Origin of the sequence: Pseudomonas sp. CJQ_9, from assembly GCF_043106615.1 — a bacterium.
Taxonomy (GTDB): domain Bacteria; phylum Pseudomonadota; class Gammaproteobacteria; order Pseudomonadales; family Pseudomonadaceae; genus Aquipseudomonas; species Aquipseudomonas juntendi.
In genome coordinates, this window is sequence record NZ_JBICMS010000085.1 from 1 (window position 1) to 12834 (window position 12834).

The 12834-nt window shown below is 63.3% G+C and carries 9 protein-coding genes; 3 read left to right on the forward strand and 6 right to left on the reverse strand.

The genetic code is table 11. From position 1 onward, the window contains the following. Nucleotides 1–266: 266 nt before the first annotated feature. From ACF8SD_RS17415 to ACF8SD_RS17430, 4 genes are all read right to left on the reverse strand, one after another. On the reverse strand, nt 267–1589 hold the full coding sequence (locus ACF8SD_RS17415) for a dicarboxylate/amino acid:cation symporter (RefSeq protein ID WP_054911991.1): 1323 nt from the start codon (nt 1587–1589) through the stop codon (nt 267–269). A gap of 297 nt (nt 1590–1886) precedes the next feature. Further along, entirely contained in the window at nt 1887–3233 is a 1347-nt protein-coding gene (locus tag ACF8SD_RS17420) for an ATP-binding protein (RefSeq protein ID WP_173890778.1), read from the reverse strand. Next, a complete protein-coding gene (locus ACF8SD_RS17425; RefSeq protein WP_009682561.1) occupies nt 3230–3907 on the reverse strand; it encodes a response regulator in 678 nt (225 codons plus the stop codon). Before ACF8SD_RS17425 ends, ACF8SD_RS17420 begins: the two co-directional genes overlap by 4 nt. A 149-nt stretch (nt 3908–4056) precedes the next feature. Continuing rightward, the gene (locus ACF8SD_RS17430) at nt 4057–4662 is read right to left on the reverse strand and encodes an outer membrane protein (RefSeq protein ID WP_197886317.1); all 606 of its coding nucleotides are present in this window, start codon (nt 4660–4662) and stop codon (nt 4057–4059) included. Between the two features lie 129 nt (nt 4663–4791). Here ACF8SD_RS17430 and ACF8SD_RS17435 point away from each other — a divergent pair, with 129 nt between their 5' ends. Together ACF8SD_RS17435 and ACF8SD_RS17440 are read left to right on the forward strand one after the other, a co-directional pair. Continuing rightward, nucleotides 4792–5583: a dienelactone hydrolase family protein gene (locus ACF8SD_RS17435; protein ID WP_173890780.1), complete on the forward strand. Its 792-nt coding sequence runs from the start codon at nt 4792–4794 to the stop codon at nt 5581–5583. A gap of 175 nt (nt 5584–5758) precedes the next feature. After that, complete coding sequence (locus ACF8SD_RS17440) at nt 5759–6460, forward strand: 4'-phosphopantetheinyl transferase (protein WP_392484541.1); 702 nt, start codon at nt 5759–5761, stop codon at nt 6458–6460. 3 nt (nt 6461–6463) lie between these two features. Here the strand turns inward: ACF8SD_RS17440 and ACF8SD_RS17445 are convergent, their stop codons facing one another. Further along, nucleotides 6464–8071, reverse strand: a complete 1608-nt coding sequence (locus tag ACF8SD_RS17445) for an ATP-binding protein (protein ID WP_392484542.1) — start codon at nt 8069–8071, stop codon at nt 6464–6466. Further along, entirely contained in the window at nt 8068–8766 is a 699-nt protein-coding gene (locus tag ACF8SD_RS17450; RefSeq protein ID WP_173890783.1) for a response regulator, read from the reverse strand. The genes ACF8SD_RS17445 and ACF8SD_RS17450 overlap by 4 nt, the downstream gene beginning before the upstream one ends. A gap of 746 nt (nt 8767–9512) precedes the next feature. Between ACF8SD_RS17450 and ACF8SD_RS17455 the strand changes: the two genes are divergently transcribed. After that, nucleotides 9513–12392, forward strand: coding sequence for a ribonucleoside-diphosphate reductase subunit alpha (locus ACF8SD_RS17455; protein ID WP_173890784.1), 2880 nt, complete (start codon nt 9513–9515; stop codon nt 12390–12392). The last annotated feature ends 442 nt before the right edge of the window (nt 12393–12834 follow it).

Genomic DNA, 12834 nt, shown 5'->3' on the forward strand with positions numbered 1-12834 from the left:
GGGTGGGGGTGGCCGGTAGCCCTGCGGGGCCGGGCCGGCATCATTGATCGATGTAGGAGCGGGTTCACCCGCGAATACGGTGGTGCCGGCAATGCACAATGCCTCACAGAAACTGGCCCGCAGGCCTGGCCCTTTCGCGGGTGAACCCGCTCCTACAATGAATCGCGCAGGCTTTTCAAATTTTGAGAAAGACCGTTGCTCATACAAGAACCGCGTAGGCATGAAAAAGGCGACCCGGGGTCGCCTTTTTGCATTTCAAGCCGCTATCAACGAGCCGGGCCTTCAGCCACACCCAGGTCGTCGGTTGGGCGGGTATCAACCAGCGGTGCACCGCCGGACGCCAGCTCCGAGGCCAGCTTGTCGTTGTCCATTTCCTTGACCCACTTGGCCACGACCACGGTGGCAACGGCGTTGCCGACCAGGTTGGTGAGGGCGCGGGCTTCGGACATGAAGCGGTCGATACCGAGGATCAGCGCCAGGCCGGCAACCGGCAGGTGGCCCACCGCCGACAGGGTGGCAGCCAGCACGATGAAGCCCGACCCGGTGACGCCGGCAGCACCCTTGGAAGCCACCAGCAGCACCAGCAGCAAGGTGATCTGGTGGGTGATGTCCATGGTGGTGTCGGTGGCCTGGGCGATGAAGACCGCAGCCATGGTCAGGTAGATCGAGGTGCCGTCGAGGTTGAACGAGTAACCGGTCGGGATCACCAGGCCTACCACGGACTTCTTGGCACCCAGGCGTTCCATCTTGGCCAGCATGCGCGGCAGGGCCGATTCCGACGAGGAGGTGCCCAGTACGATCATCAGCTCTTCACGGATGTAGCGGATCAGCTTCAGCACGCTGAAGCCGTGGGCGCGGCAGATACCGCCCAGCACCACCAGTACGAACAACAGGCAGGTGATGTAGAAGCAGGCCATCAGGTAGCCCAGCTGCACCAGCGAACCCACGCCGTACTGGCCGATGGTGAAGGCCATGGCACCGAAGGCGCCAAGCGGTGCCAGCTTCATGATCATGTTGATGATGTTGAACATGACATGGGCGAAGCGGTCGATCATGTCCAGCAGCGGCTTGCCGTAGCTGCCCAGGCGGTGCAGGGCGAAGCCGAACAGGACCGAGAACATCAGCACTTGCAGGATATCGCCGTTGGCGAATGCACCGACCACCGTGTTGGGGATGACGTTGAGCAGGAAGCCGACCGTGGTCTGCTGCGCACCGGCGGCGGCGTAGGCAGCCACACTGCTGGCGTTCAGGGTGCTGACGTCGATGTGCATGCCAGCGCCTGGCTTGACCACGTTGACGACGATGAGGCCAATGATCAAGGCGATGGTGGAGACGATTTCAAAGTACAGCAGCGCGTAGCCGCCAGTCTTGCCGACCGACTTCATGCTCTGCATGCCGGCGATGCCGCTGACCACGGTACAGAAGATGATCGGGGCGATGACCATCTTGATCAGTTTGACGAAACCGTCACCGAAAGGTTTGAGCGCGACGCCCGTTTCCGGGTAGAAGTGGCCGAGCAGGATGCCGATGGTGATGGCGACCAACACCTGGACATACAGGGATTTGTACAGCGGCTGACGTGTCGTCATGGCTAATTTTCCTCAAGTGTGCCGGCTCACCCTTCCCAGGGTGATGGGGCACCTGAATCGCTAACCCTCCTGCACCTGGAGGGATTTGTCGTTGTGTTCGAGCTGCCTGGGCAGGCCTCTGCGTAGATCAATAGCAAGGGTGGTGCCAAAGTGCCCAGCAAGGGTGCAAATGCCTTGTTTAGCAAGGATTAGTGCCCAACGACGGGGCGATAAAGGTGAGGAAAGCTGGCGGATTTCCGCCCGGTGGCGGGTTTTGTACAGGCATGTTGGCGGGAATCCGCCCACCCGGGCCGTGAATCAATCGAGGTTGAAGGTAATCCTGAACGCAGCCCCACCCAGTGGGGAGTCCCCCAGGCTGAGCACGGCGTCATAGCTGTCGACGATATCCTTGACCACCGCCAGGCCGATGCCCTGCCCCGGGTGCTGGCTGTCCAGCCGCTCACCGCGCTCGAGGATGCGCTCGCGCTGGTCGACCGGCACGCCCGGCCCGTCGTCTTCGATGCACAAGGTCAGGCGCCCTGGCACTTGCTCAAGGCTTACGCGCACCTGGCCAAGGCTCAACCGATAGGCGTTTTCCAGCAGGTTGCCGAGCATCTCCAGCAAGGCGCCCTGCTCCATCGGCACCTGGGCCGCCCCGGGTAACACCCGTTGCACCTCCACGCGTTTGTCCCGGTATACCTTGGCCAACGTGCTGCACAGGCTGTCGAGCACAGGCCGTAGCGGCACACTGTGGCGCACCAGGCCGCTCTTGCGCAGGCTGGCGCGCTGCAACTGGTAGTCGATCTGCTGGCTCATGCGTTCGATCTGGCTTTGCAGCACCCGCGCCTGTTCGCGTTCGCCACTGCGCTGCTGCAGGCTTTCGCCCACCCCCTGCAACACCGCCAGCGGAGTTTTCAGGCTGTGTGCCAGGTCGTCCAGCGAATCCCGGTAGCGCGTACGCTGCTCGCGTTCACTGCGCAGCAAACGGTTGAGCGAGCGGGTCAGGCGCAGCAGCTCGCGGGGGTGCTCGCCGCTCAGGCCATCGCGCGCCCCTGCTTCCACTTCATCCAGTTCGTGGCTTAGCCGGCGCAGCGAGCGCAAACCCCAGGTCAAGCCTGCCCACAGCAACACGAGCAGCGCCAGCAAGGCGGCGCCGAAGCCCAGGTAGAGCTTTTCGCGCAGGCCGCTGAGGGTGGCCTTGTACTCGCTCACCGGCTGCAGGGCGACAATGCTGTAGGCTGCGCTCTGGCCACCCAGCAGCTTGATCTCGACGTCGTAGACAAAGAACTCTTCACCATCGGCCTGGTGGATGCGGGCAAATTCGTTGCCGCGCCCGTCATAGCGCGGCCGGTAGTTGATGTGCCGGTCGGCAGTGGCGCGGGACTGCCAGACCAGGTGGCCACCGCGGTCGAAGATATACCCGAGCAGGCCGGTGTACGGCAGGTTGTAACGCTCGTCCGGCAGCAGTTCGGGCATCTGCAACTGGCCGCCTTCGATGCGCGCGGCCGATATCAGCGTGGTCACGTCCGAGGCCAGGCGCTGCTCGATCGACTCCTGCAGGGCCAGGCTGAACGCCTTCTGTAACGCGGGCAGCAACCCCAGCATGAACAGCAGCGCCAGCACGGCGGCGGCCAGCATTAGGCGCACGCGCAGGGAACGAATCATCGGCAGCGCTCGGTGAACAGGTAGCCCAGGCCACGTACGGTATCGATGGGTTTGAACCCCTGCTCGCCTTCCAGCTTGCGGCGCAGGCGGCCGATCAGTACTTCGATGACATTCGGGTCACGCTCCTCATCGCCTGGGTACAGTTGCTCCATCAAGCGGTCCTTGGCCACCACTTGCTGATGATGGCGCATGAGGTATTCGAGGATGCGGTACTCATAAGCCGTGAGCGCCAACGGCTGCGCATCGAGGCTGGCCTGCTTGCGGTTGAGGTCGAGCACCAGCGGGCCGGCAGCGATGGTCGACTGGGTGAAGCCGCTGGAGCGACGCAGCAGCGCATTCAGGCGGGCTTCGAGCTCTTCGAACTGGAAGGGTTTGACCAGGTAGTCGTCGGCGCCTGCGGCCAGGCCTTCGACCTTGTCCTGCCAGTTGCCACGGGCCGTGAGGATGAGGATGGGGAAGGTCTTGTCCTGGCTGCGCAAGCGCGTGATCAGCTCCAGGCCACTGATACCGGGCAGGCCCAGGTCGATGATGGCCAGGTCGAAGTGATACTGCCCGGCCTGGTACAGCGCCTCTTCGGCATCGGCGACCGCCTCGACCACGTGGCCGCTTTCGCCCAGGCGGGTGTAGAGGTGATGGCGAAGCAGGGCTTCGTCCTCGACCACCAGCAGTTTCATATGCAGCTCCTTTTCATCTATTGCCTGTACCGGCCTCTTTGCGGCTAAAGCCGCTGCCACAGGAAGCACACAGGTTTGCTGGCCTGTGCGATCGCTGTGGCAGCGGCTTTAGCCACGAAGGGGCCGGTACAGGATAACCCGGCAGGCCGTCAGAACTTGTAGGAAGCCGCCAGGTAAGTCTGCGCACTGCTGCTCAGGCGCAGGGTGCCATCCTTCGGCCCGCCATGCGCGCCCACTTCGGTTGCCGCATTGGTGCGCAGGTAACGGTAGCCCAGCTCGACCGAAGCCTTGTCGGTGATGTCCTGGATCACACCGGCCTGCAGCCCGTAGGCATAACCGTAGTCGGTATCGCGGCGGGCACCTGGCGAGTCCTGGGTGAGCTTGGTCATGCCCAGGCTGCCACCACCAAACAGTTTGGTGGTATCGCCCACCGGCAGGAACAGGTCATAGCTGCCCAACAGGTTTTCCTGACGCAGTTTCAGGCCGCTGTGATCGCCCGAGACGTTGTCATAGGTCATGTAGTAACGGCCTTGGTCGTTGATCTTGCCCACACGCACACCCCAGGTGTCATCCTTGCCGATGATGCCGTCGGTGTTGAGGTTGTCGGTGTTGCGCTGCAACAGGCCGGACTTGCGAACCTTGTCGCTGGTCTGGCCGTAGGTGAGGCTGGCGAAGTTGTCGTCGGCAGCCTGGGCGGTGGTGATGCCAGCGGCGCAGACGGCCATGGCGGCAAGCAGGGTATTGAAGGTTTTCATGGCAGGTTACTCCAGTTGGGTGCGCTGTTTCGGTCTGGAAGCTAGAGTAAGCAGGACACCCTGAACCGCGACTGAACCCTGACTGAACCTCGGCTGAACGACTTGATTGCCGACCTAGGAGTAGTACCCATGCGTGTCCTGCTGGCTCTGACCCTGATGTGCAGCGCCGCCCTTGCCCAAGCGGCGGTACAAACCCGCGAAATTCCTTACCAGGATGCCGACGGCAACCGCCTGGTCGGCTACTACGCATACGACGACGCCGTCGAGGGCAAGCGCCCAGGCATTGTCGTGGTGCATGAATGGTGGGGGCTGAACGATTATGCCAAGCGCCGCGCCCGTGACCTGGCAGCGCTGGGCTACAACGCCCTGGCCATCGACATGTACGGCGATGGCAAGCACACCGAGCACCCGCAGGACGCCCAGGCGTTCATGGCGGCCGCCCTGAAAGACCCTGCCGCTGCGGCCAGGCGCTTCGATGCGGGCCTGGAGTTGCTGAAACTGCAACCGAACACCAACAAGCACCAGCTGGGCGCGGTCGGCTACTGCTTCGGCGGCAAGGTGGTGCTGGATGCTGCGCGCCGTGGCGAGAAGCTGGACGGCGTAGTGAGCTTCCATGGCGCACTGGCCACCCAGACCCCGGCCAAGCCGGGTGTGGTGCGCGCGGATATCCTGGTCGAGCATGGCGCGGCCGACAGCATGGTCACCCCGCAACAGGTAGAGGCATTCAAGGCCGAGATGGATGCGGCCAAGGTCAACTATCAGTTCGTCAGTATCGAAGGGGCAAAGCACGGGTTTACCAACCCGGACGCGGATCGCTTGAGCCATGGTGAGCATGGCGGGCCGGACATTGGCTACAACAAGGCGGCGGATGAGAGTTCCTGGGCGGACATGCAGGCGTTTTTCAAGAAGGTGTTCAAGTAAAGAACGCCGGGGCCGCCTTGCGGCCCATCGCAGGCAAGCCAGCTCCCACAGGGACCGCACAGGTCTTGAGGCCTGTCTTGAACCTGTGGGAGCTGGCTTGCCGGCGATTGGGCTGCGAAGCAGCCCCAACTATTGCACCTCCCACACCGCCGCCGCGGCTGGCACAATAGCCCCCATGAACACACTCCCCGCCTGCTGCGCCCCGCTCCAGCACCACTGGCCCCTGCCCCGCCCACTGCCCGGCGCGGTGCTGGTCAGCTGTGCCTTCGACCCCGCCCACCTGGCACCTGACGACTTCCAGCGCGCCGGCATCGTACCCAGCAGCAGCCTGCAGCGCTCAGTGGCCAAGCGCCAGGCCGAGTACCTGGCCGGTCGCGTATGCGCCCGCGCCGCCCTACAGCGCCTGGACGGCCGCGACTACATACCCGGTACCCACGAAGACCGCTCGCCCATCTGGCCCGGCGGCATCCGTGGTTCGATCACCCACGGCAAAGGCTGGGCCGCCGCGGTGGTCGCCGCCGAGGGCAGCTGCCAGGGCCTGGGCCTGGATCAGGAAGCCCTGCTCGATGACGAACGCGCCGAGCGCTTGATGGGCGAAATTCTCACCCCGGCCGAGCTGGAGCGCCTGGACCGCGCTCAACTTGGGCTGACGGTCACCCTGACCTTCTCGCTGAAGGAAAGCCTGTTCAAGACCCTGTACCCTCTGACACGCCAGCGCTTCTACTTCGAGCACGCCGAAGTGCTCGACTGGTCTGGCGAAGGGCTGGCGCGCCTGCGCCTGCTCACCGACCTGTCGCCACAGTGGCAACGCGGGGCAGAGCTGCACGGCCAGTTCAGCCTGCAACACGGCCATCTGCTTAGCCTGGTAAGCGTCTGAGGCCTACAACGGTGCCTGCTGGCGCGGCCAGTTCAGGCTGAAGCAGGCGCCCCCCAACGCCGCACTGCGCCCCACCGTGGCTCGCCCGGCATGCCAGTAGATGATTCGCCGCACGATCGAAAGGCCCAGGCCGTGGCCGCCCGAGGCGCGGGTGCGGCTGTCGTCCAGGCGGGTGAACGGCGTGAAAATGCGGTCCCATACCCCCTCCGGGATCCCCGGGCCATCGTCTTCCACATCGATGCGGCAGCGTTGCTGCCCCAGCTGGTAGCTCAGGCGTACCTGCGACTCGGCGTGGCGCATGGCATTGCCAACCAGATTCTGCAGCGCCCGGTGCAGGTAGCGCGGCTCCGCCTCGACCCAGGCGCCGTCGGCATCGGACCCCTGGCACTCACCCCGCTCGACGCGCACATCGGCACGCAGCGGCGCCAGCTCGTCGATCACCCGGTCGAGCAAGGCATCGAGGTCGATCCGCTGGAACTGCAAGGCCGGCGCGCCTTGCTCCAGCCGCGCGTAAGTGAGCATTTCGTCGACCAGCCTGTCGAGGTCCTGGATGTCGCCGTCCATGCCAGCCAAGTGCTTGGCGCGCGCCTGCTCGGTGCTGGCACTTTCGATCATCTCCAGGCCAAAGCGCAGGCGCGCCACCGGCGTGCGCAACTCGTGGGATACTGCGCGCACCAGCTCGCGCTGCATGGTCAGCGAACGCTGCAAGTGCTCGGCCATGCCATTGAATGCGGCGGCCAGGCGCCCTACCGAGTCGGTATCGCCAGCCGGTACGCGCGTGTCCAGACTGCCCTGGGCGATGCGTGTGGCGGCGATTTCCAGGCCCGACACGCGGCGCTCCAGGTGGCGGACCAGCAAGTAGACCACCAGACCGATCAGGCACAGGCCCAGAAACGCGATCAGGACCAGCAATTGCGGCGGATACGGGTTGAGCTGGTACAGCGGGCCGATCTCCAGCACCCAAGGCGAGCCGGTCAACCCGGCGAACACCCGGATCGAATCGCCATCCTTGCCCAGCGCCATCACCGTGTCGCCCTCCTCGACCCTGTGCCGCTGGTCATCGTCCAGGCTGACGCGCTCGATCCGTTGCAATGCAACGCCAAAGCCGAAGCCTTTTTCCTGCGTCAACTGGGCCAGGCGCTGCTGTTGTTCGGTGACCGGGTAGCGCACCAGCTCATCGGCCAGCAGATAAAGTGTCGCGCGTGCCAGCTGCTCGCTGATCTGGTTGATCTGCGCCACCAGCATCAGGTCTTCCTGGCCAACCTTGCGCAGCACCTGTGCCGCATGCGGGCCGGTTTTTTCCACCACCACCAGGCCACGGGCCAGGCGCGCCCGCTGGCTGCCATCAAGCCGGCGTGCGCTCATCGGTTGCAGCGCCAGTGGCACGCCCAGCAGGCGCTCCCAGATCAATAGCGAGCGCTTGCGTTCGGTTGCGTTCTGTACCGCCAGGTTGTCCGCCATCAGGCTGAAGGTGCCTTGCGCCAGGCGCTCACGGTGCTGGGCGGCACGCACCTCGTTGACCAGGTGCAGGCTGAGCACGCCCAGCAGCGCCACCAGCACCAGCACCGCCAGCATGCCGCCATAGATGCGCAGGAATATCGAATTGTTCATGGCGCCTCGCCGACGAACAGGTAGCCCTTGCTGCGCAGGGTCTTGATCAGCCGCGGCTGCAGCGGGTCATCGCCGATCTTGGGGCGGATCCTGGAAATGCGGATGTCGATGGAACGGTCCTGGCCGTCGTAGCCAACACCACGCAGCGCAGTGAAGATCTGTTCACGGGTAAGCACCCGCCCGGCGTTGCTGGCCAGTAGCCATAGCAAGTCGAATTCGGCACCGGTCAGTTCGATCAGTTGCTCACCGAGGCGCGCCTCGCGCAGCCGGTTGTCGATGTGCAGCGCACCGAACGCCAGGTGCTGGCGCTTGCTGTCCAGGGCTTCGCTACGGCGCAGCAAGGCCTGGATGCGCGCCAACAGCAGGCGTGGGCGCACCGGTTTGCAGACATAGTCGTCGGCGCCCAGGTCCAGCCCGTGGATCTGGTCGAGTTCGTCGCTGCGTGCGGTGAGCATGAGGATCGGCCCAGGATACTGGTTGCGCGCCCGGCGGCAGATGCTCAAGCCGTCCTCGCCCGGCAGCATCAGGTCGAGGATGACCAGATCAGGTTGGCTGTCGACGATCCGACGCACGGCACGCGCGCCATCGCCCTCAACCGCGACCTCGAAGCCGTTGGCCTGCAGGTACTCGGCGGTCAGCTCGGCCAAGCGCGGGTCGTCCTCGACGATCAGAATGCGGGGTTGGGTCTGGTCCATGGCTTTGGCCTTTTAATTCTCTGGATCGCAATCTTGGCCTTTGAGCGTATGACTGTAGATCTTTGCTGTCCATGAAATCGAGCGGGGCCCGCGCGGTGCTTGTACCGGCCGGCAACAACCGCCTGCCGGCGTGTACCGAGGCGCTGGACTGAAGCGTTTTTTGTGGTAGGGTGCGCGCCCGCAAAAACTGCGACGGGGCGGCGAACGGCCGAAAAATACTGCAAACCACTTGGCACAAGGCCTACAGCGAATACTCACCTTTCACCCACAAAGTACCCACACGTTATCCACAGACGCTCGCCTTGCAAACACCCCAATACCGCATTATCTTGTATCCCGATCGCAGCGAACCACTAGATATAGGGGTTCGTGCAAAATCACACACAAAAGTCAACCCGCTAGATCAAACGATCTTCGGGGTGGAACTTCAAGTGATTTCAGCAGCCAAACCGCTCCTGCGGAGGCGACCGAGGCAAGCCCATCCAGGGCCTTGTTCGGGCATGGGTGTTGCAGGCCAGCCTGGCACCCATCAGCAACAGTTTTTGGGCCCAGCCCAAAACCTTTGACTTCGGCCAGGGAGCGGCAAGCCATTGCCCCTTATTCCTGAGTCTGTCCCGAAGTCGGTACGCCCGCGCGGGCGGGTGCGCATGCAGTGCGCATCCCCGTGAGGTTATCGAGCAAGTGGACGGAACGGTGGGCGCTCAAAAGGCGCCTGTACAATATAGAAACTGTGGAGACACCCACCCATGCAAACCGACACAACTCGCGAGAACCCGCAGGCCAAGGTGCCGCAGGCCGCCGATTCCCAGCAGGATCTGGCTGCTACCGCCCCTGGCCAACTGCGCGTGATCAAGCGTAACGGCACTGTCGTCCCGTATACCGACGACAAGATCACCGTTGCCATCACCAAGGCGTTCCTCGCAGTTGAAGGCGGCACCGCCGCCGCCTCGTCGCGCATCCACGACACCGTCGCGCGCCTGACCGAGCAGGTTACCGCCACGTTCAAGCGTCGCATGCCATCGGGTGGCACCATCCACATCGAAGAAATCCAGGACCAGGTCGAGCTGGCCCTGATGCGCGCCGGCGAGCAGAAAGTCGCCCGCGACTACGTGATCTACCGCGACCAGCGTGCCAAGGAGCGTGCGACCCGCGCCAACAACGACGCCGTGGTCGAGCCGCACCCGAGCATCCGCATTACCCTGGCCGACGGCAGCCTGGCACCACTGGACATGGCCCGCCTGAACACCATCATCAGCGAAGCCTGCGAAGGCCTGGCCGAAGTCGATGGCGACCTGATCCAGCGCGAAACCCTGAAGAACCTCTACGACGGCGTAGCCATCAAGGACGTCAACACCGCCCTGGTCATGACTGCCCGTACCCTGGTAGAGCGCGAGCCGAACTACTCGTTCGTCACTGCACGCCTGCTGATGGACACCCTGCGCGCCGAAGGCCTGGGCTTCCTGAACGTCGCCGAAAGCGCCACCCACCACGAAATGGCCGACCTGTACGCCAAGGCGCTGCCGGCCTATGTCGAGAAAGGCGTCGAATTCGAGCTGCTGGACCCTGCCCTGAAAGGCTACGACCTGGAGCGTCTGGGCAAGGCCATCAACCACGAGCGCGACCAGCAGTTCACCTACCTGGGCCTGCAGACCCTGTACGACCGCTACTTCATCCACAAGGATGGCGTGCGCTTCGAGCTGCCACAGGTGTTCTTCATGCGTGTGGCCATGGGCCTGGCGCTGGAAGAGAAAGACAAGGAAGCCCGTGCGATCGAGTTCTATAACCTGTTGTCGTCGTTCGACTATATGGCCTCGACCCCGACCCTGTTCAACGCCGGTACCCTGCGCCCGCAGCTGTCCAGCTGCTACCTGACCACCGTGCCGGACGACCTGTCGGGCATCTACCACGCGATCCACGACAACGCCATGCTGTCGAAATTCGCCGGTGGCCTGGGCAACGACTGGACCCCGGTCCGTGCACTGGGCTCGTACATCAAGGGCACCAATGGCAAGTCCCAGGGCGTCGTGCCGTTCCTGAAAGTGGTCAACGACACGGCCGTTGCCGTAAACCAGGGTGGCAAGCGCAAAGGCGCCGTGTGTGCGTACCTGGAAACCTGGCACCTGGACATCGAAGAATTCATCGAGCTGCGCAAGAACACCGGTGATGACCGCCGTCGTACCCACGACATGAACACCGCCAACTGGATCCCTGACCTGTTCATGAAGCGCGTCTTCGATGACGGCAAGTGGACCCTGTTCTCGCCATCGGAAGTGCCCGACCTGCACGACCTGACCGGCAAGGCCTTCGAAGAGCGCTACGAGTACTACGAAGCCCTGACCGAGTACAACAAGATCAAGGTGTTCAAGACCATCCAGGCCAAAGACCTGTGGCGCAAGATGCTGTCGATGCTGTTCGAGACCGGCCACCCATGGCTGACCTTCAAGGACCCGTGCAACCTGCGTTCGCCGCAGCAACACGTGGGCGTGGTCCACAGCTCGAACCTGTGCACCGAGATCACCCTGAACACCAACAAGGACGAGATCGCGGTCTGCAACCTGGGCTCGATCAACCTGCCGAACCACATCAATGATGGCAAGCTGGACACCGCCAAGCTGCAACGCACCGTGAACACCGCCGTGCGCATGCTCGACAACGTGATCGACATCAACTACTACTCGGTGCCGCAAGCGCGTAACTCGAACTTCAAGCACCGCCCGGTCGGCCTGGGCATCATGGGCTTCCAGGATGCGCTGTACCTGCAGCACATCCCATACGGCTCCGACGCCGCCGTCGAGTTCGCCGATAAGTCGATGGAGGCGGTCAGCTACTTCGCCATCCAGGCTTCGTGCGACCTGGCCGACGAGCGTGGCGCCTACGAGACCTTCCAGGGCTCGCTATGGTCCAAGGGCATCCTGCCACTGGACTCGCAACAGATCCTGATCGAGGCGCGTGGTGCCAAGTACATCGACGTCAACCTGGAAGAGTCGCTGGACTGGGCCCCGGTGCGCGAGCGCGTTAAAAAAGGTATTCGCAACTCGAACATCATGGCCATCGCGCCAACTGCAACCATCGCCAACATCACCGGCGTGTCGCAGTCGATCGAGCCGACCTACCAGAACCTGTACGTGAAATCCAACCTGTCGGGCGAATTCACCGTGATCAACCCGTACCTGGTTCGCGACCTGAAAGCCCGCGGCCTGTGGGACTCGGTCATGATCAACGACCTGAAGTACTACGACGGTTCGGTGCAGCAGATCGAGCGTATTCCGCAAGAGCTCAAAGACCTGTACGCCACGGCGTTCGAAGTCGAAACCAAGTGGATTGTCGATGCTGCCTCGCGTCGTCAGAAGTGGATCGACCAAGCGCAATCGCTGAACCTGTACATTGCCGGCGCCTCGGGCAAGAAACTGGACGTGACCTACCGCATGGCCTGGTACCGTGGCCTGAAAACCACCTACTACCTCCGTGCCCTGGCCGCGACCAGCACCGAGAAGTCGACCATCAACACCGGCAAGCTCAACGCCGTTTCCAGCGGTGGCGACAGCGCCCCGGTCCAGGCAGCAGGCCCAGCGCCAGTGCCGAAGGCCTGCGCGATCGACGAGCCCGACTGCGAAGCCTGCCAGTAAGGCCTGAATGCCGCACGGGGTGCCCTTGGGTGCCCCGCGCGGCATTTTTGTATCTGCACCCCGGAGAAACCTTGCCCTTTGCCCAGCGCTCACGCGGCTCGGCAAAAGAACAGGACTTCTCACAAAACGCAGTCACTGTGGGAGCGGCCTTGTGGCGCGATTGGGGTGCGAAGCGCCCCCAAAGATTGCAGCTTCGCCGCATGATTCGCGGGGCCGCTTTGCGGCCCGTTCGCGACACAAGGCCGCTCTCACAAAAATCACGCCAACACCACATAATGTGCCTTAAAAATAAAAAGCCACAACATGTAGTGCCATCCGCTTTTTGCCGCTACACTCCCTTCCCATAGCAAGCCACACAAACCCGGTGAACGGACGCACGCATTTCCGGTCGAAAAAGTTACCCTCGCCCGCAAGAGACGCGCCCCGATCCAAGGCGAAATCC